At 51.3% G+C, this 24,957-nt stretch carries 15 protein-coding genes, 7 pseudogenes and 1 riboswitch; of the genes and pseudogenes, 12 read left to right on the top strand and 10 right to left on the bottom strand.

Annotated elements, in window-relative coordinates; all coding sequences use genetic code 11:
• Positions 1 to 104 precede the first annotated feature (104 nt).
• The 3 genes from metK to DO97_RS12010 form a co-directional block, all read right to left on the bottom strand.
• Complete coding sequence (metK, locus tag DO97_RS12020; RefSeq protein WP_036533670.1) at positions 105 to 1,373, bottom strand: methionine adenosyltransferase; 1,269 nt, start codon at positions 1,371 to 1,373, stop codon at positions 105 to 107.
• A 203-nt stretch (positions 1,374 to 1,576) separates the two neighbouring features.
• Positions 1,577 to 2,317 carry an HAD family hydrolase gene (locus tag DO97_RS12015; protein ID WP_036533669.1) on the bottom strand — a complete coding sequence of 247 codons (741 nt, stop codon included), beginning with the start codon at positions 2,315 to 2,317 and terminating at the stop codon, positions 1,577 to 1,579.
• Positions 2,318 to 2,334: 17 nt separating this feature from the next.
• On the bottom strand, positions 2,335 to 3,318 hold the full coding sequence (locus DO97_RS12010) for a 30S ribosomal protein S1 (RefSeq protein ID WP_036533668.1): 984 nt from the start codon (positions 3,316 to 3,318) through the stop codon (positions 2,335 to 2,337).
• Between the two features lie 187 nt (positions 3,319 to 3,505).
• Between DO97_RS12010 and folP the strand changes: the two genes are divergently transcribed.
• Positions 3,506 to 4,399: a dihydropteroate synthase gene (gene folP, locus DO97_RS12005; protein WP_052128675.1), complete on the top strand. Its 894-nt coding sequence runs from the start codon at positions 3,506 to 3,508 to the stop codon at positions 4,397 to 4,399.
• Here folP and thiC read toward each other — a convergent pair.
• The gene (gene thiC / locus DO97_RS12000) at positions 4,396 to 5,769 is read right to left on the bottom strand and encodes a phosphomethylpyrimidine synthase (protein ID WP_036533846.1); all 1,374 of its coding nucleotides are present in this window, start codon (positions 5,767 to 5,769) and stop codon (positions 4,396 to 4,398) included. The two genes, folP and thiC, sit on opposite strands and share 4 nt — an antisense overlap.
• Positions 5,770 to 5,775: 6 nt before the next feature.
• Positions 5,776 to 5,869, bottom strand: a riboswitch (TPP riboswitch).
• Between the two features lie 138 nt (positions 5,870 to 6,007).
• On the opposite strand from thiC, the gene DO97_RS11995 reads away from it, so the two are divergent.
• The 3 genes and pseudogenes from DO97_RS11995 to DO97_RS11985 all read left to right on the top strand — a co-directional run bounded on the left by DO97_RS11995 (position 6,008) and on the right by DO97_RS11985 (position 9,191).
• A complete protein-coding gene (locus DO97_RS11995) occupies positions 6,008 to 6,370 on the top strand; it encodes a single-stranded DNA-binding protein (protein ID WP_036533667.1) in 363 nt (120 codons plus the stop codon).
• 555 nt (positions 6,371 to 6,925) lie between these two features.
• Positions 6,926 to 7,937 (top strand): annotated as a pseudogene (locus DO97_RS11990) (Fe(3+) ABC transporter substrate-binding protein).
• A gap of 234 nt (positions 7,938 to 8,171) precedes the next feature.
• Positions 8,172 to 9,191 (top strand): HMA2 domain-containing protein, encoded by a 1,020-nt coding sequence (locus DO97_RS11985; RefSeq protein WP_036533666.1) that lies wholly within the window; start codon positions 8,172 to 8,174, stop codon positions 9,189 to 9,191.
• A gap of 178 nt (positions 9,192 to 9,369) precedes the next feature.
• Here the strand turns inward: DO97_RS11985 and DO97_RS11980 are convergent.
• Positions 9,370 to 11,041 (bottom strand): annotated as a pseudogene (locus DO97_RS11980) (ABC transporter permease).
• 160 nt (positions 11,042 to 11,201) lie between these two features.
• On the opposite strand from DO97_RS11980, the pseudogene DO97_RS31185 reads away from it, so the two are divergent.
• Positions 11,202 to 12,376, top strand: a pseudogene (locus DO97_RS31185) (ABC transporter ATP-binding protein).
• Between the two features lie 970 nt (positions 12,377 to 13,346).
• Here the strand turns inward: DO97_RS31185 and DO97_RS23935 are convergent.
• A complete protein-coding gene (locus tag DO97_RS23935) occupies positions 13,347 to 13,556 on the bottom strand; it encodes a hypothetical protein (RefSeq protein ID WP_156120551.1) in 210 nt (69 codons plus the stop codon).
• Positions 13,557 to 14,047: 491 nt separating this feature from the next.
• On the opposite strand from DO97_RS23935, the gene DO97_RS11965 reads away from it, so the two are divergent.
• Positions 14,048 to 14,479: an ester cyclase gene (locus tag DO97_RS11965; RefSeq protein ID WP_036533662.1), complete on the top strand. Its 432-nt coding sequence runs from the start codon at positions 14,048 to 14,050 to the stop codon at positions 14,477 to 14,479.
• Positions 14,480 to 14,714: 235 nt separating this feature from the next.
• Here the strand turns inward: DO97_RS11965 and DO97_RS11960 are convergent, their stop codons facing one another.
• The 3 genes and pseudogenes from DO97_RS11960 to DO97_RS11955 form a co-directional block, all read right to left on the bottom strand.
• Complete coding sequence (locus tag DO97_RS11960; RefSeq protein WP_239651694.1) at positions 14,715 to 15,794, bottom strand: O-linked N-acetylglucosamine transferase, SPINDLY family protein; 1,080 nt, start codon at positions 15,792 to 15,794, stop codon at positions 14,715 to 14,717.
• Positions 15,721 to 16,962, bottom strand: coding sequence for a tetratricopeptide repeat protein (locus DO97_RS21065; protein ID WP_239651702.1), 1,242 nt, complete (start codon positions 16,960 to 16,962; stop codon positions 15,721 to 15,723). Before DO97_RS21065 ends, DO97_RS11960 begins: the two co-directional genes overlap by 74 nt.
• Positions 16,959 to 18,066: pseudogene (locus DO97_RS11955) on the bottom strand (TIGR03032 family protein). The gene DO97_RS21065 and the pseudogene DO97_RS11955 overlap by 4 nt, the downstream one beginning before the upstream one ends.
• Positions 18,067 to 18,264: 198 nt before the next feature.
• On the opposite strand from DO97_RS11955, the pseudogene DO97_RS31180 reads away from it, so the two are divergent.
• From DO97_RS31180 to DO97_RS21050, 6 genes and pseudogenes are all read left to right on the top strand, one after another.
• Positions 18,265 to 19,138: pseudogene (locus tag DO97_RS31180) on the top strand (MBL fold metallo-hydrolase).
• Positions 19,139 to 19,461: 323 nt separating this feature from the next.
• Positions 19,462 to 19,902 (top strand): DUF4129 domain-containing protein, encoded by a 441-nt coding sequence (locus DO97_RS22230; protein WP_204368606.1) that lies wholly within the window; start codon positions 19,462 to 19,464, stop codon positions 19,900 to 19,902.
• Positions 19,899 to 21,086 carry a DUF4350 domain-containing protein gene (locus DO97_RS11940; protein WP_052128670.1) on the top strand — a complete coding sequence of 396 codons (1,188 nt, stop codon included), beginning with the start codon at positions 19,899 to 19,901 and terminating at the stop codon, positions 21,084 to 21,086. The genes DO97_RS22230 and DO97_RS11940 overlap by 4 nt, the downstream gene beginning before the upstream one ends.
• Before the next feature lie 45 nt (positions 21,087 to 21,131).
• Positions 21,132 to 22,110: pseudogene (locus tag DO97_RS31175) on the top strand (AAA family ATPase).
• Positions 22,107 to 23,424: pseudogene (locus tag DO97_RS11930) on the top strand (DUF58 domain-containing protein). The pseudogenes DO97_RS31175 and DO97_RS11930 overlap by 4 nt, the downstream one beginning before the upstream one ends.
• A gap of 369 nt (positions 23,425 to 23,793) precedes the next feature.
• The gene (locus tag DO97_RS21050) at positions 23,794 to 24,354 is read left to right on the top strand and encodes a type IV pilin-like G/H family protein (protein WP_052128669.1); all 561 of its coding nucleotides are present in this window, start codon (positions 23,794 to 23,796) and stop codon (positions 24,352 to 24,354) included.
• Positions 24,355 to 24,511: 157 nt separating this feature from the next.
• On the opposite strand, the gene DO97_RS11920 is transcribed toward DO97_RS21050, so the two are convergent.
• The coding region (locus DO97_RS11920; RefSeq protein WP_036533660.1) for a transposase at positions 24,512 to 24,957 on the bottom strand (446 nt) is incomplete at its 5' end.

Raw genomic sequence — 24,957 nt, 5'->3', positions numbered from 1 at the left:
AGAAAGGAGTGGTCATGCTGACATGGCCTGACTGTTCCTATACGGTTGGGAGTTGGGATCTCGCTCCCAACCCCCAACGATGCGGGGCGATTGGGACTGGGGGTTTAGGTTCTGGAACCCGTAATGGAAAGGGGCTGCTTTGCAGCTTCCTGCAACAGGGCTGCTTTGTCCGTTTGCTCCCAAGGCAGTTCCAGATCTGTGCGACCAAAATGACCATAGGCGGCAACATCCTGGTAGAAGCGTCCCCCCCGTTCACTGGGTAGATAGCGGAGATTAAATGCCTGAATAATTCCAGCAGGGCGCAGTTCAAAGTTCTGCTTCACCAGCTCTAACAACAGATCATCCTCTACTTTCCCGGTGCCAAAGGTGTCGATCATAATGCTCACTGGGCGAGCCACCCCGATGGCATAACTCAACTGCACCTCACACTTGTCTGCCAAGCCTGCGGCCACAATATTTTTGGCAACATAGCGACAGGCATAGGCAGCACTGCGATCAACCTTTGTGGGATCCTTCCCGGAAAAAGCGCCGCCGCCATGACGGGAATAACCACCGTAGGTATCCACAATAATCTTGCGTCCAGTTAGGCCGGAGTCTCCTTGGGGGCCACCAATGACAAACTTACCCGTCGGATTCATCAAAAATCGAGTCGTAGCATCTGGCTTGATCTCAATATCCCCAAACACGGGCTGCACTACCAGTGTCCAGAGATCCTCTCGAATCTTGGCCTGCACCGCAGCATCGTCGGAGATCTCACCAATGGTCGGGGAATGCTGGGTTGAAATCAGAATCGTATCAATGCCCACGGGGCATCCATCTTCGTAGGCAACAGTGACCTGGGTTTTGCCATCCGGGCGCAGATAAGGCAGTTGCCCCGTTTTCCTCACCGCTGCGAGTTTGCGGGCAATTCGATGGGACAAACTAATCGGCAGGGGCATCAGCTCCGGCGTTTCGTTGCAGGCAAACCCAAACATCAACCCCTGATCACCAGCTCCGATTGCGTCCAGTTCTTCATCACTGGCTTGTTCCCGGTGCTCATGGGCGGTATTCACACCCTGAGCAATATCGGGAGACTGACTATCAAGGGCAATCAGCACGGCACAGCTATTGGCAGAAAAACCGCTGTCCACACCCATGTAACCAATTTCGGTAATCTTCTTCCGAGCCAGATCGATGTAATTCACAGTGGCCTGGGTGGTTATTTCCCCTGTGATCAAGACCAGGCCAGTGTTAACAACCACCTCAGCCGCAACTCGACTGCTTGGGTCTTGAGCAAGAAGTGCATCCAGGATCGTGTCGGAAATCTGATCGCAGATCTTGTCAGGATGGCCTTCGGTAACGGATTCAGAGGTAAAGAGGTAGCGTCGAGACAAACAAGTATCCTCTCTTTGGCGAAACAGACAGCAACGACATTTGAGCGATTATACTACCTAAGGCGACCTAGTGAGCTGGGGAATGTGGCGGATGGGCAAGGAGATTAGCCTCCAGTCGTCACAAGGTCTAGCTTTGAATCCAATGATTAGAATTTCTAATGTGCAGGTTCAGTCAGCTGAGAACATTCTCAGACATGCAACCGTCAATTCTGGGAGACTACCAGCTGCTGAGGATGGGTGAGGATCACATCGGCGCTTAACAGATCGAGGGAACGATTCCAGCCCCAAGTTACGCCTACACAACCCGCTGTCCCAGCTGCCCGCCCCATTTGTATGTCGATCGCCGCATCACCGATCATCAGGGTGGCGTAGGGTTGCACCTCTAGTACTCGGCAGGCCTGCCAGAAAAAATGGGGATCTGGCTTTCCCAGTTGTGTTTCTGACCCCATCCATAGGTGAAATAGGTCTGCTAATTGATAGTAGTCTACAAAATCTGCCACCAGCGCCGGAGTATCCGCAGACAGAATCCCGAGCTTCAGATTCGCCGCCCTCAATGTCTGAAGCAGTTCCCAAATTCCAGGGAGTAAGGGGGTGCAACTAGCTTTTCGGGGTAACGCTTGATCGGCTGCCAGGAATGCGGACTGGACAACGTCAGCAGCCCACACCCAGGGATAGCCCAAGGCCGTCATTTCCAGCACCGCAGCGATCTCGCAGGCTTGACGACTGCCAACTGCCAAGAGCCCTGCTGGATCTAGATCTTCGTCTTCCAGTCCCCAGACTTTTAAAAGCCTACCTCGTACAGAGGGAACCTGCGCCACAATGGAATGGAGCCGCTGATGGCCTAGCTGGACGAGATAAGTTTCTGAGGTGGTGAGGGTACCGTCCTTGTCAAAGAAGACCCCTGCAATGCCAGAGAAAAGTTGATGACCACACCGAAGGAGCATCTAGGCAGCCATCCCGATTACTCAGTGTCTTCCGCACTGGGTAGTTCTTCAATCACGACTTCCGGTTCAGCTTCAGCTTCAACCGGTGCCACAGCGCCTGCCTGTTGAATTTGCATCCGTTCCCGGTATTTAGCAGCCATTTCCTCAGCTTTTTCGTAAACCACCTGGGGATTTTTCACCATATCACCCGGTTCAGGCTCCAGTTGCTTGGTGGAAAGAGAAATCCGACCTCGCTCTGCATCCAAATCAATGATCATCACCTTGACTTCATCATTGACATTGAACACACTGTGGGGGGTATCAATGTGGTCGTGGGAAATTTCAGAAATGTGCAGCAGACCGCTGACACCTCCGATATCGATAAATGCACCGTAGGGCTTGATACCACGAACCGTACCGATCACCACTTCACCCACTTCTAAGCGGTTCATCTTGCGCTCAACGAGGGCACGACGATGACTGAGCACTAGGCGGTTGCGCTCTTCATCCACCTCGAGGAATTTCAGGGGCAAATCCTCGCCCATCAATTCTTCCTTGGGCTTTCGGGTGCTGATATGGGAGCCAGGGATAAAGCCCCGCAGCCCTTCAATCCGAACCAAAGCCCCCCCGCGATTGGTGGCAAAAACTGCGGATCGTACAGTTGCATCCTCTGCTTGCAACTGACGTACTCGTTCCCAAGCCCGCATATACTCAATGCGACGAATCGAGAGGGTGAGCTGCCCATCTTCGTTTTCATCAGCCAGGATAAAGAATTCCCTGGTTTCATTGGATTGCAAGACTTCTTCAGGATTGTCCACACGATTGATGGACATTTCTTGAAGGGGGATGTAAGCAGCAGTTTTAGCACCGATGTCAATCAGAGCGCCCTTCGGCTCAAGACTAAACACCGTCCCCGGAACAATGTCCCCAGGGCTAAAGTGGTAGTCATATTTGTCGAGGAGGGCGGCAAAGTCTTCATGTGTGAAGCCGACATCTTTTACCATCAGTTCCTGATTGACCATGCTAATTGTTTCCTGCTAGCTATCTCCGTCGTGGTTGTCCGTATTGCCTGCATCACCCTTAAAGTCCGCAGGCTAAAGCCGGGGGGCTTCTAAAAATATTTTAAGAAATTTAGAATCCAGAAGATCAATCATATCCTAACTTAGTCCCATCTTGGATACTCTAGGTTGGGAATTGACAATCGATGCCATGTCAGAGCTATCTCAACCTGCTGTGAAAACAGCCGCAACCTTGATCCGACGACATCATCCCTTGATTTGGGGGCAACGCACCTATCTCATGGGCATACTCAACATTACCCCCGACAGCTTTAGCGATGGGGGGGAGTTTGAAACCGTAGAAGCCGCTGTCCAACAGGCCCAATCCCTGGTGGAGGCTGGGGCTGATTTGCTGGATATTGGCGGACAATCGACTCGTCCCCAAGCGGCAACCGTCTCCTTGGAGGTGGAACTGGGTCGGGTGGTGCCAGTGGTGCAAGCGCTACGAGGTGGATGTCTGGATCTGCGAGTACCGATTTCCGTGGACACAACCCGCGCCGCCGTGGCAAGGGCAGCCGTACAGGCAGGCGCAGATCTGATCAATGATGTTTCTGGGGCAACCTACGATCCAGAAATGCTCCCCGCGATCGCCGCTTTAGGGGTGCCGATTGTCTTGATGCATTCGCGGGGTACCCCCCAAACCATGCAGCAGTTAACGGAGTATGCAGACTTGATGGTAGAAATTACCGCGTGGCTCCAATCTCGGGCAGCCGCAGCGATCGCCCATGGCATTCAGCCCAGCCAAATCATCCTCGACCCCGGCATTGGCTTTGCAAAAACAGGGGCACAAAACCTGGAAATTCTGCGATCGCTCCCCAAGTTAGGGGCTTTGGGGTATCCCTTACTGGTGGGGCCGTCGCGCAAAAGCTTTTTGGGGGCGATTCTTAACCAACCGGAACCCCAAAAACGGGTGTGGGGCACCGCAGCTGCCTGTTGTGGGGCGATATCAGGGGGAGCAGACATCCTGCGAGTCCATGATCTGGCTGCAATGCGGGATGTCTGCCGGGTAGCGGATGCAATTTGGCGATCGCCAGGGTTGACCTAAACCTGAGCCATCTGTTCCTGAGCCAAGAATTTCTCTAACTCCGTCAGGGCATCGGCATCAACTTTGGTTTGCATCGGACAGAACTTCGGTCCACACATGGAGCAAAACTCTGCTGTCTTATAAATATCTGCGGGCAGGGTTTCATCGTGATACTCCTTCGCCCGCTCGGGGTCAAGAGCCAGTTCAAACTGACGATTCCAGTCAAAGTTATAGCGGGCGCGGGAAAGCTCATCATCTCGGTCTCTGGCACCAGGACGATGGCGGGCAATATCCGCTGCATGGGCAGCAATTTTATAAGCAATCAAGCCATTGCGGACATCTTCAGCATTGGGCAACCCTAGGTGTTCCTTTGGCGTGACATAGCAGAGCATGGCTGTACCATACCAGCCAGCCATGGCCGCTCCAATTGCTGAGGTAATGTGGTCATAGCCCGGAGCAATATCAGTTACCAAAGGACCCAAAACATAGAAGGGAGCTTCGGAACATTCTTCCATTTGCTTACGGACATTAAACTCAATCTGATCCATCGGTACATGGCCGGGACCTTCCACCATTACCTGGACATCATCTTCCCAAGCTTTACGGGTCAGTTCTCCTAGGGTTTTGAGTTCAGCCAACTGGGCGGCATCCGAGGCATCGTGGGTACAACCGGGACGGAGAGAGTCCCCCAAACTAAAAGAAACATCATACTTTTTGAAAATTTCAATGATGTCCCGGAAGTGGGTGTAAAGGGGATTTTGCTTGTGGTGGTGAAGCATCCAGCGAGCCAGGATGCCACCCCCGCGAGAGACAATCCCAGTGAGGCGCGTTTTCACCAACGGTAGATGCTCTATCAAGATTCCGGCATGGATGGTTTGATAGTCAACCCCTTGCTGAGCATGCTTTTCAATTACATCCAAGAAGTCATCGGGGGTGAGCTTTTCAATCTGGCCATGCACACTTTCCAGGGCTTGATACACGGGAACGGTGCCAATGGGTACCGGAGAGGCTTGAATGATCGCGGTACGAATAACATCTAGATTGCCACCGCCCGTGGACAAATCCATGACGGTATCTGCTCCATACTTCACCGCTAGGTGCAGCTTCGCAACCTCTTCATCCAAGCTGGAGGAATTCGGGGATGCCCCAATATTGGCGTTGACTTTACATTTCGAGGCAATGCCAATGGCCATTGGCTCGAGATTTGTGTGATTAATGTTAGCCGGGATAATCATCCGTCCCCGTGCTACCTCTTGCCGAATCAAATCTGCTGGCAGATTTTCCCGTTGCGCCACGTAGTGCATTTCTTCGGTAATCACACCCTGGCGGGCATAATACATTTGCGTGACGTTAACTTGATCCCGACGCTTGGCGACCCATTCTGTCCGCATATTCAGTTCCTCAATAAACAGCTTCCCTCCGCTGGTATAACCCAGGCTCAGGTTCTCAGGGTATAATCTCAGCCGATGCAAGGCACCCCTAGCTTGAGACTCGATTCTATCACTGTGCTCTAGCAAGTGGTAGCAGGTTCCCCAAATTTGATGGTTTGCAGCAATTCTCAGATGTCACTGTCCAGCCTGCAATCAATTCCGATAAAGTAGAGTTGCTGACCTTCAGTGCGGACGATATATGAGCCTCAATCATGTAACTCTGGTCGGGCGAGTGGGTGGAGACCCAGATGTTAAATACTTTGAGTCCGGGAGTGTAGTCTGTAACCTCACCCTAGCGGTGAACCGCCAAAGCCGCAACAATGAGCAACCTGACTGGTTTAATCTAGAACTCTGGGGTAAACAGGCAGAAGTTGCCGCTAACTACGTCCGCAAGGGGAGTCAGATTGGCATCTCAGGCGCCTTGAAGTTTGAACATTGGAAAGACCGCAGTACAGGTGCCAGCCGCTCAAAGCCAGTGATTCGGGTAGAACGGCTAGAGTTGCTAGGGTCAAAGCGAGATCAAGAGGCCAGTGCGGGATCAACCCCGGATGATGAATTTTAGGTGCATCTATGGGGATGATGCCAACCTGAGGCTGAGCCGTTCCTTTGGAACTAGGTCGGTCGGAGGTAAATAGTATCTAAACAGAGGACGCAACGGCTAACCGGAGTGCCCACAGGAAATGTATACGCTGTCATCTCTATAACCTCAGCCTAGGTACATTTGAGGGTAATCAATCGCAGAAATTCAGTCGATGGGCAATTCACATCAGCTGATGCCCGCCTTCGGCTCAAGGGTCTTGATCCACAAATAGAAAATTGACAGGCCACTAGATCACTCTCTAGATCACTAAGCTGTTGCGCATCCAAACCGCATATGAAGATGTGAAACCCTGACAGCACGGTAATCAACTGGGAAAAGTGAATGCCGATCAGGTTATAGTCTTGACAAAATTTTGGATTACTTTAACCTACCAATTAGTAATTAATCTCAATAAGGTAAATACTTTAAGGACAGGTTCTGGCTGAACTGTTCTTGAGGTTGTTGCGATTACACAGGAGCAAGTTGGATCGGCAATGCAAATTTCGAGACGTGGTTTTTTTAGCCTCTGGGGCAGCAATGGCGGCGGTTGCCGCGGATCAGTTGGGTCGTCCCCCTGTGGGCAACGCCCAAGCTAGTCGTGTCGTCAACCTCTACTCGGCACGTCATTACGATACAGATAAAGCGCTCTACGAGAATTTCACCCGCAAGACCGGAATTAAGGTCAATATTGTCCAAGCCGAGGCTGACAAGCTGATTGAGCGCATCAAAAGTGAAGGGGCTAATACCCCTGCCGATCTGTTGATCACCGTTGATGCTGGGAATCTCTGGCGGGCACAGTCCGCTGGTCTTCTCCAGCCCATACAATCGCAGATCCTGCAATCCGCAATTCCGGCTAGTCTGCGGGAACCGAACGGCTATTGGTTTGGCCTCTCAAAACGGGCACGGATCATTGTCTATAACAAAGCTCGGATTAAGCCTGCCGAACTCTCCACCTACGAAGCAGTTGCCAACCCCAAGTGGAAAGGTCGCTTCATCTGCCGCTCTTCTAATAACGTATACAACCAATCTTTGACGGGTTCAATTCTGGCGGCGAACGGGGCTGGGAAGACGGAAGCTTGGGCACGGGGACTGGTGGCTAACTTTGCCCGTCCTCCGGAAGGCAATGATACGTCCCAGATCAAAGCGGTGGCTTCGGGCTTGGCTGATCTGACCTTTGTGAATACTTACTATGTGGTTCGGTTAGCCAAGTCTCAAAAAGCAGAGGATCGAGCCATTGCCGCTAAAATTGGTGTCGTTTTTTCCCAATCAGGGCGATCGCGGCACTCACGTTAACATCAGTGGCGGTGGGGTTGTTAAAAATGCACCGAACCGGGCAGCGGCAATTCGTTTGCTAGACTATCTCGTCAGCCGGGAAGCCCAGGCAATCTTTGCCAATGGGAATTACGAATATCCAGTGATCTCTGGAGTCACCGTTGATCCGGTACTTGCCAGTTTAGGCACCTTCAAGGCCGACCCACTCAACGCTGCGGTTTTTGGCCGTAACAACGCTGAAGCGCTGAAGATCATGGATCGAGCCGGTTGGAAATAACCTGAAGCGCCATAAAAAGCGCTTGAGTGCTGTGAGCCTTGTCTTAACAGGATTCTAGGCTCTCCGTCACCCACTCAGTAGTAACTCAGACCTTACTGGTTAGGGAACTATAGGGTTGCTTGCGCTGGGGTACACTCTCAAACACCATTCTAGTAAGTGATTTCACTATATTTCATGTATTAAGGAGCTGTTATTTCTATATACTAAAAATATAATTAAACGGGGTAGATGGCCATGGAATCTATTCAAATTGGCTTGTTATTGTCGATTATATCAGGTGTATGTACAGCCTTTTGGACAGTTTTAATCTGGCGAGAAAAAGAGCAAAAGGAAGAAGAAAGAGAGCGGGACAAAAATGCTGCCCTCTATGTAAATCCATTTATATTAGCTGCGGAAGAACTACAATCTAGTCTTTATAGATATTTATCTGGAAAACAGACTAAGACTTTAGAAAACAAAGATTCTGAATGCTATGCTGGATTTTCTTCAGAAGCTCTAGAAATTCTCTATGTGATTGTCATCTATTTCGGATGGTCGCTTATTATATACCGCTACGGTCCCTACACAAGGGATAAAAGGGTCATCGAGCTGGCTCGCAAAATCTCTGAGACCTTTGCTAATTCCGATGAGTTTAGTTCAGAAGAGGCATTCTATTTTTCTTTTTCAGAGCAAAGAGCGCTGGGACTGAGGTTTGTAGAAGGCTTAAGCCCAACAAGTTTTATAGAAGAATCCAAATCTATTTTTACAGGATTTGAATCAGTTTCTCTTTATCATTTTGAAGAAGAAATAAAAAGTAGTCGCAATCAGTTATCGGCATTTTATATTAATATTCGCGATGCCCTTCATTCCATTGATAATTATAATGTCATCGAAGATTTGATCGAGCGAAGACGATTGGTATTAATTCAGAATTTCCTCGTGGATCTACTAAACTATTTAGAGGAAAAAGAAGGCTTCTCAGTTTCTATAAAGGCAAGACAGAAATCAGAGGTATATGTAAAGCGTCTGCTAAATTCCAGAAAGTCAGAAGATGATTATAGAATTATGCACCATACTCCTGGAAGGATTCGATTGTGGATTTCAAATTTATACCATCGTGAATCCTATGCTATGCAGTTACAATCTTTGTTGGAATCCTTGGCAAATGTTGAAGCCGTAAAAATGAATTTACCTGCTGCATCAATCATTATTAAATACAACCCAGTCATCCCCAAAAGTAAATTTGAGCAGCAGATTGTTGAGGTAATTCATTGAAGGGTTAACAGAGCAGATAGAACAGATGGTCGCTGGTCTTCGGATTCGTTATCAGACGCTATAAGTCATATTATGTAAGGGTTTTAGTCCTTATTCTTAAGTTTTCTTCAAGTCTGGCTACCAGACACCTCAAGACTTTATCACTAGCGTCAAAACCAGTGCTCTTAATGCTGACACCTTACTTCCTGGGTGAGTCTGCCCATCTGAGATTCAACAGAATTACGGGTATCAAGCCCACAAGAACAATTGCCAAGGCTGCTCCGGAAGCCTCGGCTAGCCGCTCATCGGCTGCCAGACTATAGACTCGCACGGCTAGGGTATCGAAGTTAAAGGGGCGAATAATGAGGGTGGCGGGTAATTCCTTCATCACATCCACAAAAACCCAGAGTTACCGCAGTCAACAAGCCCCGTCCCATGAGGGGCGCATGGATACGGACTAAGGTACTGAGTGGGCTGTGCCCTAAGCTGCGAGCTGCATCATCCAAACTCGGTTTGATCTTCGTTAAACTGGCATCAATGGTGCTGAAGGAAACGGCCAAGAATCGCACTAAATAGGCAAACACAAGGGCTGCGATTGTGCCACTGAGCAATAGACCGCTGGAAATTCCCCAGGTTGACCTCATCCAGGCATCGATGGCATTGTCCAGTCCGCCAACAGGTACCAGAATGCCGACGGCAATCACTGAACCGGGGACGGCATATCCCATGGCGGCGACTTGAGTCGCCAGACGCATCCCCAGATTTGGTTGCAGTCGCAAACCATAGGCCATCAGGAGTGCGATCGCCACTGCAATTCCGGCAGTTAGCAATGCCAGAAGTAAGCTGTTGTAGGCAAATCCCCAGAATTCTTCATTGAAGGTTTGACTCCAGTTTTCCAGAGTCATTTGCAGCAAAATTGCCCCAGGGAAAAGAAGCCCCAGTCCAATGGGGAGAAAACAGGCTAGCTGAGCAGCGATCGCCCGCCATCCCCGCAGCGAATAAGCCGCCAGTGGTTGGCGATGTGGGGCAGTTTGATAGTACTGGGCCTGTCCCCGAGCTCCCCGCTCTAGCAACACCAGCGCCAAAATAAACAGCAGTAAAAACGCCGAGAGTTGGGAAGCTGCCTGTTGTTCCCCCATGCCAAACCAGGTGCGATAGATGCCAGTGGTGAAGGTATCAACGGCAAAATACTGGACGGTTCCATAGTCATTCAACGTTTCCATCAATGCCAAGGATAACCCAGCCATAATGGCTGGACGGGCGAGGGGCAGTGCCACGATCAGAAAACTCTGCCAGGGACCACAGCCCAACATCCGACAGGCTTCTAAAGTCGAGGCTGACTGAGACAAAAAGGCAGTCCGTACCAGGAGATAGACATAGGGATAGAGGGTCAAGGTCAGTAGGGCGATCGCCCCCCAAAGGGAACGAATATCGGGGAACCAGTAATCTTGAACACTCTGCCAACCAAACCACCCTCGCAGGCTTGTCTGCACCGGGCCATAGAATTCCAATAGTTCCGTGTAGGTATAGGCCAGGATGTAGGCTGGAGCTGCCAGGGGCAAGAGTAAGCCCCATTCGAACATCCATCGTCCTGGAAATCGACACATGGTTACCAGCCAAGCGGTTCCCGTCCCTATCAGGACGACACCCAGCCCCACCCCCACCATCAGACCCAGGGAATTGGTGATGTAAGTGGCCAAGACCGTGGCAGCGAGGTGCTGCCAGATGGCTCCAGTATCCCGGAAAATGCCACTTAAGACGGTGAGAACGGGCAGGGAAATCAGCACCGCGATCGCCATCACTAGCATCGTCCAAGCACTGTAACGGTCTTGTCCCAGTGGCTGGATGATACGTTTGTAGAAATCTTGCATACAGACGGATTAACCTTAGAATAACTAATAAGAAAAATTAGCAAAAGTCTGAGAGATGTCTGGGAAGATTACTGATTTTAGTTTGCAACAAGCACTTCAACCCAACCATCATAATGCTAGCCGCGATCGCCCCACTACCAAGCCCGATAACCCAGGCACAATGCCCAGCAGCCAACCACTGATTCTGCAAGTGGATCAGGTGAGTAAGCAGTTTCCTCGCACAGCGCAAGCCGCCGTCCATGGGCTAACACTGGAACTGCGCCAAGGAGATTTACTCGGTCTCTTAGGCCCTTCGGGCTGTGGCAAAACCACGCTGTTACGCTTGATTGCAGGGTTGGAGGCTCCCCAAACGGGAACCATTTGCTTGGCAGGACAGAGGGTTGCTGGAGAGGACTGCTGGGTACCACCGGAACAACGGGACGTGGGCATTGTCTTTCAAGACTACGCACTGTTTCCCCATCTAACGGTACTTGAGAATGTTGCCTTTGGCCTCAAGCATCGGCCACGGGGTCATAGCCGCCGTTACCCCCCCCGACAACGTGCAACAACTCACCACAGCCGCGATCGCCCGTGTTGGCCTAGAGGGGTTAGAACATCGCTATCCCCACGAACTCTCAGGAGGTCAGCAACAGCGGGTGGCTCTTGCCCGTGCCCTTGCTCCCCAACCCAGCCTGATCCTGCTGGATGAACCTCTGAGCAATCTAGATGTGCAGATCCGTTTGCGCCTACGTCAGGAAATCCGCGACATTCTCAAGGCAACGGGCACCTCTGGAATTTTTGTCACCCATGACCAGGAAGAAGCTCTCTCGATTTCCGATCAGGTGGCGGTCATGCGCCAGGGGCATTTAGAGCAACTGGACACCCCAGAAACGATCTACAGAGAACCTGCCTCCCGGTTTGTGGCCGAGTTTGTCACCCAGGCCAAGTTTTTTGCCGGTTCGCTGTCACGGAGATCGCTGGGAACCCGAGATAGGAGGATTTCCAATTCAGCGTCTGACTGTGGGGCACAACAATCGTATCGAGAATCCGCTCCCCTCAGTCACCGCTGGGGAACTGATGATTCGGCAGGAAGAGGTATTACTAGAACCCGATGCAGCGGCGACGGTCGTGATTCGCGATCGCCAGTTTTTAGGTCGAGAGCATTGCTACTGTCTGATTAGTCGCTGCGGTCGAGAGTTTCATGCCCGCACGACAGCAGGCATGCCCCTGTCAGTGGGTACGCGGGTACAGGTATCAGTGGTTTCATCCGTACTGCGGGTGTTTCCCACCATCCAGGACGTGGAGACACCTCTGCAACAAGCGCAGTCATTGCAGTTTTGCGATCGCAGCAGGTAACGTTACCGTCACCCAAGAAGAATTTAACGACTGATGTTATGAGGAACAGCTATGATCAACCACCCACCACACTGATAGGCGTTAGGGTTCAGATGTTCGCATCTGCCAGGACTGTACTAACCAACTATCAAGGCAAGGAATCATGGTTACATCAGAAATCGTTATTGAGTCAGAACGAATGATTTAAGTTTCCCTACAGAGCAGGGAAGGGGGAGAAAGAGAGGTAGAAACGCCTGTTGGTTTCATTGACCTGGTGACAGATGAGCATGTGATCGAAATCAAGCATGTAACCGACTGGAAGGACGGTGCAAAAGTCTTGTTGTTGCTCAGTACCTTAAGAGCAAGAAGCCTCGTATTCACCTGTTTGGAGGCTATACAAGCGGCTTTAGAGACATGGTTGAGAAGGCTTATGAGTCAATTGGTGTGATTGTGACGTGGGAACAGGAATCTTTCTGAGTTTCTAGCTTAATGAATAATTTAACAAAACCTGTAACATGTATTGTAATCATGCTGTAATTTACTTATTACAGGTTTTCTATGACTGGCTTATATCGTGGTGGGCGTGGTAAACGTGCCCCCTATTCTACCCGTGTTGTTAGATTACCAGATCCAGTAATTAACTGTTGTGAACAACTAACAGAAATATGGGTTAATCAGGGAATGCCTGATCAATTCATACCATTTATGTCTCAACAATCTGCTATTGAAATTTCACAGATAATCTTGAGACAAAAAAACATCTCGACAATCTTTATCAAAGCTGTTACAGGTTTTATATTCTGATAGTTCAATTAGCCTTTGAAACTCCAAATTCTCAAAAAGAAAGCTGTTACAGGTTTTATTCATACTCTAGAGGATGCAACCCACGATGACCACTGAAAGATGGACTGATGAAATGCTGGACAGGCTTGTAAGCAGTGTGAACACTCTCGCCAGTGTGTGTGAGCAAAATACTCACTCTATAGGGCGGCTAGAAGGCTCTGTAGAGAGCCTCGTCAATGTCTCCCATGCAATCATCACCGAGCTGCAAAGGCAAGGTGTAGAGATTCGAGAAATGCAGGCAGAAGTCAGAGGACTTCAGACAGAGAACCGTCGTATCCTTGAGCAGCTCGTTAACCGCAACGGCGATCAGGGTTAAGACCGTCTGCTGCCCACGGTGAAGGGAATCAAACCAATACATACAAACTATATGCCAACCAAAACAATGCCCTTAGGGGTGTGACAGTTCAGGAACTGAAGTCACTACCTCTGGTGCTAGAAGCGGCAATTGACCCTGGTGCGCTACTCTTGAATGCAGCATGGAACTGTTTTTGCTGCATAATGATTTACTGCGCTTTGTTATACTGCTTGTGCGCTTGGTGAAGTAAAATACTTTTTTTAAAGCTTTGTACAGCAAGTACTTCAAGATCTTGCCGGTATAGCATTGGCTCAGTAACCGCTATAACAGTTCATTCTGGGTGGGCAGTCCTATGTGATGAGGCTTACTAGATTCTGGGATAGATGATACTTTCTAAGTTGGGTCTTTGCCCTCCAACTTTGTCGCTACTCCCAGACTTTCCACGAATAACTTAGCTGAGTGAGTGTTTAGCCGTTGGTTACCATGGCGCTACCCTTTTGTAGTGAGACGTTTTTGGCTTTGTTGATGTTGAGTGGGCGAGAGGGAAATAATTAATGACATTAACTGAAAATAAACAGATTGTACGTCGTTATATTGAGGAAATTTGGAATTTAGGTAATCTTGATCTTTTAGAAACTCTAGTTGACCCGCACATAGTTCGTCATACCATGTCCCCGATCACGGGAGGGGAAACAGGCGGTAGGTCAGCACTCAAAATTGATATAGCCAATATTCGCAACGCCTTTTCAGATCTGAATATGCGGATTGATGACCTCATTGCAGAAAATGAGAAGGTGGTAGTTCGTTGGCTGATCACTGGATTAAATACAGCTACACTCTGGAATATGGAACCCCATGGTAACAGAGTGAATTTGACAGGAATTTCAATTTTCAGACTTTCAGAGGGGAAAATTATTGAAATGTGGAATGAGTTTGACCATTACATTGCGGCCTACCAGATATTGACGTCTGACAAGACCAGCTAGAATCTCCAAATAGTATGGGAGTCCTGGTTGACTGACAAATCTTTCAGCGATCGCCTTCCCCGCCCTGCACTGAAAGTGCGGGTGAGCAACGAAGCCGTCAGCCTTTCAGGACTTTTGTCAGTCAATCAGATGGGAGTCACGTCCTGACAGGGGTTCCTCGTAACATGAAGTACACCTGAGTTAGACCGGGAAAGGGTTTTAGCTTATTACTTGTGCCACACTAAATCGGCAACTCCTATAGGTTCCATTTAGAAAATTCTGTGTGGAACGTAGCCTCCACTGCCTGGGCATGGGCCATCCCATGGCAAAGGGCAGAAGCTGCCATTTGTGGCCGTAACCTGGAGCGCAAGTTTGCTAGATGTTCGCGATTGGCTGCCAGAGTAACTGCTGTCGCAATATATTCCTGATGGCTATGGGTGATCAGTTCGGGGAGCCCCACGGCGTTCAGAAGGCTTAACCCTACCCGACTGACATGGGTGGAGCCAGCGAGGGTAATCACAGGAACCCCCATCCACAAAGCTTCGCAGGTGGTGGCTGTGCCGTTATAAGGAAAAGGGTCGAGGGCAATGTCGATATTGTTATAGAAGTTGAGGTGATGATCGGCGTCGGGAATCATGCCAATCAGCTTCACTCGTTGTGGCGGAATCTTCTGGGCCGCAAATAGGTCTAAATAATGCTGGCGAGTAGGTTCATCCTCAAGCCAACGAACTTTGAGAATCAGACGGGCATCAGGGACAGCATGCAGAATTTGTGACCACACAGCAATGACGCTGAGGGTGAGTTTGGGCAAGTTGTTGAAGGAACCAAAGGTAATGCGTCCCATAGTCTTACCAGGCAGATCTAACACCGCAGGGGCGGTGCTCAGGGGCTGATAACAGAGAAAGCAGCGGGGCAACCGCAGGAGTGTTTCGGTATGGTATGCCTCGGTGAGTCCCGGTGGATCGGCATCAATGTCGGTGAGTCGATAATCCATGGCGGCTAACCCCGTGGTGTTGGGATAGCCCAAATAGGTGATTTGTAGGGGAGCTGGCTTACGGGCAAACATCTGGAGGCGATTTTTACCCGTGTGCCCTGTGAGATCTACTAACACATCGATGCGATCGCCGAGAATTTGCTCATATAGCTCCTCATCACTCAGGGGGCGGGTCGATCGCCAATGGTGGCTCAGTTTTTGCAGCCGCTCTGTTACTGCATCCGGGGTGGCAACATCTGCATAGCAAAAGGTTTCAACCCGAGCCGGATCATGGTGAGCCAGCAGCGGTTCTAAGAAATAACTCACCGAGTGCTGATACATATCGGGGGAAACATAGCCCACCCGCAATGGCCGATCGCGCTCTCGGGGAGTCGCACTGTGAAGATGGGGGGGAAACCTCTGGGGTTATGCGCTGACCATACTGGCGATGCACCTCGGCGATCGCTGCTGGGTGGATGCGATCGCTGTAATTAAGGGTGTAGAGCAAATTGGAATTCAGGGGGTGGCAGTCGGGGTCTACCGCTAACCCAGCCTGAAAACTGGCGATCGCCGCTGCCACCTTGCCTTGATTATTCAGGGCGTAGCCGAGATTCAGATAGGCTGCGGTCAGTTGGGGCGCTAGTTTCACTGCCTGGTTGCAGTGATCCACCGCGTCGGTCAGTCGAGCCACCGCCACTAAGGCATAGGCAAGATTGGTATGGGCTACGGCTAAGCCGGGGCTGAGTTGAATCGCCTGCTCCAGAAACGTGATCGCCTGATCGAAGCGACCCAGATCATTGGAGAGGGAACCCAGGTTACAGTAGGCCATGGCATCGGTTGGATCTTGCTGCAGCAAGGTTTCAAAGCAGGCGATCGCGGCATCATAATCCCCGACTTGCTGTAGAACCATGGCTAAATTCACCCAGGCTGCTTGCAATCTGGGCTGGTGTTGCACCGCCTGTCGATAGGCAGCAATGGCCTCCGATCGCTGATGTCGAGCCAGGTAAGCATTGCCGAGATTGTAGAAAGCTTCGCCATCGTCCGGTTGGCATGCCAGGGCTTGCTGATACTGGGCGATCGCTGCGGTGAGATCGCCCGTTGCCTTGAGGACATTCCCCAGGTTCATATAGGCCGGGGCAAAGTTCGGCATCCGGGCGATCGCCTCCCGATAGGCTGCGGCTGCCCCTGACCAATGCTGCTGTTCCTGATACAGCTTCCCCAACTTGAAGTAGGCAGCTCCCAGAGTGGGATCAAGGGCGATCGCCTGTTGATAGGCCGCAATCGCCGCCTTCGGGTCATTGATTTGCAGAACAGTCCCCAAATTGAACCAGATTTCAGGCTGGTTGGGTGCCAGGGCAAGGGCTTGCCGATAATAGGCGATCGCAGCCTCTGGGTCGCCGAGGTGTTTGTAAACCGTACCCAGGTTGCCAAGGGCCGCAACGTCATCCGGTTGGAGCTGCAACACCTGCTGATAGGTAGACTGGGCTGCCCGGAAGTCTTGCCGTTGCTGCTGTTGCTCAGCCCTCCTCAGCAGTTGTGCTCCAACGTCGGTGCTAGAGATGTTTTTTTTTGACCGATGCGAATGATCCGGCGGACTTCATCGGTTCTAAAGCCGATGGCCATGGGCTGACGCACCTGGGGAAGGACGACCACATCGTAGAGTTCTTCCACCACGCCTTCCAAGCGCACCCAATGCACCAGATCCCCCGTGCGCAGATCAATCACCCCCAAACCACACCGGGGTTCCGCATCCCGCTGTTGCAGGGCATCGTCTAGGGCAAGGCCAGAAAAGGTCTTGTTATGACGGGGCTTTGAGAGACCGACAACGGCAAAATTGCCATAGAGGGCACAACCACGAAGATAGCCAGGGCAGAAGGTTACGGGTTCAAACTGCCCTTGTTTCAAGTCCACATAGCCCAAAAAGCCAGTCCCAGAGTTCAGCAGCCACAGCCGCTCTTGGTGCCAACGGGGCGAGTGGGGCATGGAGAGGCCACTGAGAATGATCTCGTTACTGGCAATATCGATCACACAGCCCCCATCCTGGCGGCGATCGCGCCAACCATCGGCAACATCACTACGGCTGACAGCGGTGACATAGCGAGGTTGCCCCGCTACGACTGCCAAACCATTGAGATGACACCGATCTTCCGCCGCCAACCGGGTAATAAAAGGAGGTTGCCACAGGGGAACAAAGCTGTGGGTTTCACTCACTGTTGCCAGACAACTGAACAGCGTATTGATAAACAACAGTTGTGGGGTACCCTCGATCGACACCCGCACCAGATCGTGAATATCCAGATCCCCCGTGACGTAGCTTAGGCGAGGGACATAGAGGCGATCGTAGCCTTGATACAACTGCCCAGGCTCGAGGGCATTATCAAACCGCCAGAGTTGATAGAGCGTACTTAAATACAACTGCGATCCATCCGCCCACAACCCCATACACCGCTCGAAGGTGCGTTCAAAGATCGAGAGGGAGCCGTCGGGTTTTAAACCCCAAGAGGAATAACTTCCCCGCTTGATAGGTCGTGAACCCCAAACTCAGCTGTTGCTCAGCTAACCAGGCGGTAAACTGGCGAGAGCAATTGATCTCTAGGCCAGGAGGAGATGCGTGATCAGAGGCGGTGGCGATCATGACGGAACAGTCACTCCATGAAGATGAAGGGCAATGGGATGCCTCTGCACCATGCTACCGTCAGTCCATGAAAACCAGGGCGAACTCCGATCCCAATCCTACAGGACTCATCCCCTCAGTAAGTCATAGCCATCATGAGTATGATTTAAGTATCAACGTCTTCCGACGCTGCTTAGTTTTGCCCGATAGGAGCAACCCATGGCGCAATTGCAACAACGCCGCCCGGAAAATGTCGGCGGTGATTTCTTTGTCGATCACAGCTGTATTGACTGTGATACCTGCCGCTGGATGGCTCCCGAGGTCTTCCACCAGGCTGGGGATCAATCGGCGGTCTATCACCAACCCACCCAGGACACCGAGCGATTACGGGCGATGCAGGCACTCCTAGCCTGTCCCACCGCCTCCATTGGCACCGTTGCTAAACCCACGGATATCAAACTGGCTCACGAGAGTTTCCCCATCTCCGTTGCCGCAAATATCTTTCACTGTGGTTACCATGCCGAAAATTCCTATGGGGCTGCCAGCTATTTGATTCAGCGACCGGAGGGAAGTGTGCTGATCGATTCCCCTCGGTTTGCCGCCCCCTTAGTCAAGCGTCTGGAAGCCCTGGGAGGCATCCGCTACCTCTACTTAACCCACCGGGATGATGTGGCGGATCATGAAAAGTTTCATCAGCATTTTGGCTGCGATCGCATTTTGCATCAAGACGAGATCAACGCTGGCACCCAGGGGGTTTGAAATCCAGCTCACCGGATCAGAGCCTGTGCAGCTAGACCCTGACTTACTGATTCTGGTGATGCCGGGGCACACCAAAGGGCACACCGTGCTGCTCTATGATCAGACTTTTTTGTTCACCGGGGATCACCTGGCTTGGTCTGAGGAACTCCAGCAGTTAATTGGATTTCGCAGGGCGTGTTGGTATTCCTGGACGGAACAAATTCAGTCCATGCAGCGGTTGGCAACCTATGAATTTGAATGGGTGTTACCAGGACATGGTCGGCGGTATCACAGCGATCGCCCCACGATGAAACAACAGATGCAGCAGTGTGTATCTTGGATGCAGACCCAATAGATTCATGGGGACGCAAACAGGCGACCCTATTCAGCGATGCTCGGAGAGTAGTCTTTGACCATCGCCTCTCTGGCCAGAGAAACCAATTGTTAAAACCTTCTGAGATGCATCGGGGATAGCTTAGTTATGGCAGTGGATGCCTACGAAAAGACCAATCTTGGCTGGCAATTGCATCAGTGGGGACAGCAGACTGAAGAATGGGTGGCGCTTAAGCTCACTCAGCTGCTCTCCAGGGTGCCGGATCTCCCCCAACTCTCCATTCCCATCTGGTGCCAAAACGCTTTGTTCTGGTTGATGCTGGTGATTCTAGGGGTGTTCTTGGTTTGGCTAGGGCAGAAACTCCTGGAAATCTTGATGCCCCAACTGGTTCAAGGGCGGCAACAGCGAACCCAGAATCGCCTCCCCCACCAACCCTCCCCCCGCGCAGACCTGCAAGCTGGCTACAGGCGGCCCAGGCATTCTATCGGCAGGGCAACTACCGGGAAGCCTGTCGTGCCCTGTACCTAGCCACCCTCCAGCAACTCCATGAAACTCATCTGATTCCCCACCAAGCCAGTCGCACCGATGGAGAGTATCTGCAACTGGTGGAGGCTCTTTACATGACTGCGGTGCTGCCCCACATCCAGCCATTGCAGACCCTGATTCAAACCCATGAGCGATCGCATTTTAGCCCTGACCCGATCTCTCGTCAGGAGTATGACGGTTGCTGGCAAGCTTATCAACAGCTGCAACTGCCGACCTCCCCACGACAGGAGGCGGGATGACGAAACGCCAACAATACCTCCTCGCAGGGGTGCTCGTGACCTTGTTACTGCTGACGTTGTTAGTTGCCCCCCAAAACAGCGATCGCCGTCGGGGGTCTACCTACAGCCGCACCCCGGATGGCTATGGAGCCTGGTATGAGTGGATGGCTGAGCGCGGCACGCCGCTGCAACGCTGGCGGCAGCCCTTCCAAAACTTTCGTGCCCCGCAGCTGAACACTCCGGCACTGCAATCAGTCTCTTCTGAGGCAGTCACCCCAGATCCCATCCCCCCGCCGACGGGCAATACCCTGTTAAGGGTGTATCCTCGCTTAGAAGCACCGCAGATATCCTCCGAGGAGGCTTTGTGGGTGGAGAAGGGCAATACCTTGATGATTTTGGGTGTCTCGGTGCCGGTGCAGGATGCACCGTTTAGAACTCAGCAGTCAAGCCCCGTTGGGCCAGTATTGATTGAGACCCGGCGTCGTTTAGGCAAATTACAACAACTAGAACCCGAAGTTACTGCAGTATTGTTGGGCGATCGCTTTGGGGCAGTGGTCTGGCAGCAACAGGTGGGTCGGGGGAGTGTGATCTATGCTGCCACCCCTTACCTGGCCGCCAATGCCTACCAGGATCAGCTTGATAATTATGAGTTTCTCGCGGCCTTGATCAGCGATCGAGGGGGAGAGCGTTGGGTGGATGAGTACCTCCACGGTTACAAATCGGAAACCATTCGGATGGCTGCACACCAGAAGAGTTGGGTGCATTACCTGGCGCAAACCCCATTGTTCATTGTCGGTGTGCAAGGGATCTTGCTATTACTGGTGCTAATTTGGGCCCAGAATCGGCGGTTTGGCTTGCCGCGATCGCTGACCAGCCCCAAGGTTGATAACAGTACTGCCTACATTCAAGCCCTGGCAACGGTGTTGCAAAAGGCTCTGTGTAGTGAGTTCGTGGTCGATCAGGTGGGCAAGGCGGAGCAACTGCAACTACAACAACAACTGGGATTAGGAGACACCCTCCTCGACGCTCCCACCTTGGTCAAGGCATGGAGCCAGCAAACGGGCTATCCTGGGACTGCCTTAGAACAGGTATTGCGCCCCCCGAGTCATCGCCTCCTGGATCAAGACTTGCTAATCTGGTTAGGGAAATGGCAGACCATCCGGGAGCAAACCCAGCAACGGGCACGTCCCACCGGATCGATCTGAGGGCAACTGTGCCCCTAGCTTCTCCCCTGCCAATGATCGCCTTGAATGCAACCCCCACCCTTGCTAAAAAATCCTTCCACAAACAGCCACCCCCTGGTGCAACTGAGTGATGCCCTCAGCCAGACGATCGTCGGGCAGAAAATTTTAGTCCAACAACTGCTGGTTGCACTGCTAACGGGAGGCCATGTGATTTTAGAGGGGGTTCCCGGCACGGGGAAAACCCTGTTGGTTAAAGTGCTGGCTCAATTAATTCAGGCTGACTTTCGCCGGATTCAATTGACCCCCGATATTCTGCCCTCCGATATTTTGGGAACCAGCATTTTTGATCTGAATACCAGTACTTTCCGCCTCAAACAAGGCCCAATTTTTACCCAGGTTTTACTGGCGGACGAAATCAATCGCACCCCCCCGGAAAACCCAGGCGGCACTGCTGGAAGCTATGGAAGAACAACAGGTGACCCTGGATGGGGAAAGTCTGCCCTTGTCCGACCTGTTTTGGGTGATTGCCACCCAGAATTCTCTGGAGTTTGAAGGCACCTATCCCCTTCCGGAGGCGCAATTAGATCGGTTTCTGTTCAAATTAGTGGTGGAGTACCCCGATGCCGCTGCCGAGCGGCAAATGCTGTTGAACAGTCAGTCAGGATTTCAATCTCGTCGCCAAGACCTAGCCCAGATCAAGCCCCTGGCAACAGTGATGGATATCTTGGAGGCGCGTCAAGTTGTCCGTGCCGTGCAACTCTCGGAACCAATTTTGGACTACCTGTTGGCTCTGGTTCAACGTACTCGCCAATACCCAGATTTAACCCTCGGAGCTTCTCCGCGCTCGGCGGTGGCTTGGTTGCAGGCAAGTAAAGCCCAAGCCTGGATATCGGGTCGGGATTTTGTCACCCCAGATGATGTCAAGGCGATCGCCCAACCCCTCCTGCGCCATCGATTGATCCTGCGACCCGAAGCCCAACTGGATGGTCTGCGGATGGATACGGTGATCAGCAATTTGCTGAAGCAAGTCCCCGTGCCCCGATGATACCGACATCCAGGGTCTATGGTTTATTGCTCTTGGGAATGTCGATCGCCACGGTGTTTGCCACCCTGGAACCCGGACTGCCCCAACTCGTGATCGCTGGCCTGCTTCTGGGGTTGTGGGATGCTTTCCTAGCGGGGATCACTATTTGGGATCACCACCAAGTCCAGTCCCGGCGGGTGAAGGTGCGGCGAGAACCTCTAGCACGGCTGTCGATTGGCCGGGATAATCCCGTGGTGATCGTGGTGGAATCCCGATACCCGTCAACGATTCAGATCCGGGATGCCTACCCCCCAGACTTTGCCGTTTCCACCCCAATCCTGTGTACCACCCTCACCGCCGGCGATCGCCAGGAACTCAGCTATACCATTCATCCCACCCAACGGGGGTCATTCAATTGGGGAGACATTCAGGTACGGCAACGCAGTCCCTGGGGTTTGGCATGGCAGGACTGGAAAATCTCCCAACCCCAAACCGTAGCGGTTTATCCCGATCTACTAGGATTGCGATCGCTGTCCATTCGTCTCGCCTTACAATCCACCGGAGCGGTGAGACAGTTGCGACGCTTGGGCATGGGCACCGAATTTGCCGAACTGCGGGAATATGCCACGGGAGATGATCCCCGCCTGATTGACTGGAAAGCCACCGCCCGCCGTGCGCGCCCCCTCGTCCGGGTGTTGGAGCCGGAACAGGAACAAACCCTGCTGATCTTGCTCGATCGCGGCCGATTGATGACGGCACAGATCCAGGGATTGGCTCGATTTGATTGGGGGTTAAATGCCACCCTGTCTCTGGCTCTGGCGGGGATTCATCGGGGCGATCGCGTGGGGGTCGCGGTCTTTGACCGCCAGATTCATACCTGGATTCCCCCAGGGCGCGGCCAGCACCATCTAGCTCAACTGGTGGAGCGGCTGACCCCCATCCAACCGACGATGCTAGAACCCGATTATTTAGGAGCCGTCACCGCCATCCTCAATCAACAGACGCGGCGGGCATTGGTGGTCTTGATTACCGACTTAATTGATGCCACCGCCTCGGCTGAACTGCTGGCGGCACTGGGACGGCTGACTCCCCGCTACCTGCCTTTTTTGTGTGACGCTGCGAGACCCCAAGGTTGATCACCAGGCCCACACGCCCACCCAGGATGTGAGCGCTGCCTACGCCCGTGCCGTTGCCCTCGACTTACTGTCGCAGCGGCTGGTGGCCTTCGCTGACCTGAAGCGGCGGGGGGTCTTGGTTTTAGATGCCCCTGCTAGCCGAATTTCTCAACAATTGGTGGATCAATATTTGCAGTTAAAAGCCCGCAATCGACTTTAGGGGCTGCTGCCGCAATACTCAAGACATCCTCAAGACGCTCATTGCTTCGCAATAGAGCGCTGGCTTCCCTGATTCACAGAAAAGGTTTTCGGATTAATCGGGGTTCTTCGCCCGTAGGGTTCTTAGCTATTACAGGGGTTTGTTGATGTCCTGGAAGCCTTTCGGAGGGCTGTGATTCCGTGAAGGTCAAAATTGATGTTCCATGAGTACTCGTGATCTACCGGAAAATCAGCCACTTCACACGATATTAAAATTCATCCTTAATTTATGAAGTGGTGTTGAACTTTAACGATTAACCTTTAGCACCAAGAATTACTATGATATAAAAAATTCAAGTTTTGCTATTTTTGATAAGTAGAATGTGTGATCATGAAGACTGAAATCAAATTAAAGTTTCTACAATACCTGTTTTCAGAAGAGAGAATTCAGAGGAGAGAATTTAGAACAGAGAATTCAGACGGTTTTACTCTAATTGAGCTACTGGTTGTTGTTATTATTATCGGTGTACTGGCTGCTATTGCCTTGCCTAACCTGCTGGCTCAAGTTGGTAAAGCGCGGGAATCTGAAGGTAAAAACGCCGTTGGCACGGTTAATCGTGCTCAACAAGCCTATCACTTCGAGCACAAGCTAATGGCTGATGGTAGTGGTAATAATGCCATAGCTCAAAACTTATTGGGAATTTCTCTCCCACATCAATATTACTTTTACTTAATACAAGCCTACCATCTTCCCTCGGGTAATGACGATGGCTATGTTAGTGCCTCGGACACAAACAGTGCTACTAACGGAACTCGCCCATATAGTGGTCAGATTAGTGCTACAAATGGTCAATATTCTCAAATTATTTGTCAAGGTAATACCGCTACAGTAGGATATAATTTTCCAAATAGTACAAGTGACTGTGGTCCTGACTACACCCAATTGAAGTAATACTTCGCCAGTTCAAATCTCATCAAGCAGCAATTCTAAATTCAAAATCTGATGGTCTGGCAATCGATCTGAATTTGGCATTGGTCAAATGTACAGTGTAACTATAGCAATCCGATTTGACTTACAAGCAAAAAGATCAAATGAAATATAGCATTTTTCACTCTTGTGAGGCGTAGTAGCAACAGTGAGTGAACCAATTTTTGAGGTTTTCCAAAGATACTTGAGAAAAAGCGTCTTCAATGGCATTAGCGAGATCGGGATAGCTGCGTGCCCCAATCGTCCGCAAAATATTTTTAATCTTTGAGAAGCAATTTTCTATCGGTGAAAAGTCTGGAGAATAGGGAGGTAAATAAATCAACTTAGCACCCACGTCCTCAATCAGCTTTCTGATCGTGTCATGGTTGTGTATCGAGTAGTTATCCATAATCACACAAGCTCCTTTCCAAAGTTTCGGAACCAGGTGGCGAGCAATGAAGGCTTCAAAGGTCAAACCATCGGTTGAACCGACGATACTTACGTTAGTGACAACGGTTTTGAGGCTGATTGCACTGATTGTAGAGACTCGTTTACCTCGCTTGCTGGGGCGCTTACCCCGTGCTCTTT

This window comes from Neosynechococcus sphagnicola sy1, assembly GCF_000775285.1.
GTDB lineage: Bacteria > Cyanobacteriota > Cyanobacteriia > Neosynechococcales > Neosynechococcaceae > Neosynechococcus > Neosynechococcus sphagnicola.
The sequence above is the reverse complement of the archived record's forward strand: the minus strand, read 5'-3'. Positions and strand labels throughout refer to the sequence as shown.

Bases quoted from the DNA above. Each gene is read 5' to 3' on its own strand.
- DO97_RS23935 (WP_156120551.1), bottom strand. From the start codon at position 13,556: ATGTATTGGTTTGATTCCCTTCACCGTGGGCAGCAGACGGTCTTAACC.
- folP (WP_052128675.1), top strand. From the start codon at position 3,506: ATGTCAGAGCTATCTCAACCTGCTGTGAAAACAGCCGCAACCTTGATC.
- DO97_RS11985 (WP_036533666.1), top strand. From the start codon at position 8,172: ATGGAATCTATTCAAATTGGCTTGTTATTGTCGATTATATCAGGTGTA.
- DO97_RS11965 (WP_036533662.1), top strand. From the start codon at position 14,048: ATGACATTAACTGAAAATAAACAGATTGTACGTCGTTATATTGAGGAA.
- DO97_RS21050 (WP_052128669.1), top strand. From the start codon at position 23,794: ATGAAGACTGAAATCAAATTAAAGTTTCTACAATACCTGTTTTCAGAA.
- DO97_RS12015 (WP_036533669.1), bottom strand. From the start codon at position 2,317: ATGCTCCTTCGGTGTGGTCATCAACTTTTCTCTGGCATTGCAGGGGTC.
- DO97_RS11940 (WP_052128670.1), top strand. From the start codon at position 19,899: ATGACGAAACGCCAACAATACCTCCTCGCAGGGGTGCTCGTGACCTTG.
- DO97_RS11995 (WP_036533667.1), top strand. From the start codon at position 6,008: ATGAGCCTCAATCATGTAACTCTGGTCGGGCGAGTGGGTGGAGACCCA.
- DO97_RS12010 (WP_036533668.1), bottom strand. From the start codon at position 3,318: ATGGTCAATCAGGAACTGATGGTAAAAGATGTCGGCTTCACACATGAA.
- thiC (WP_036533846.1), bottom strand. From the start codon at position 5,769: ATGCGGACAGAATGGGTCGCCAAGCGTCGGGATCAAGTTAACGTCACG.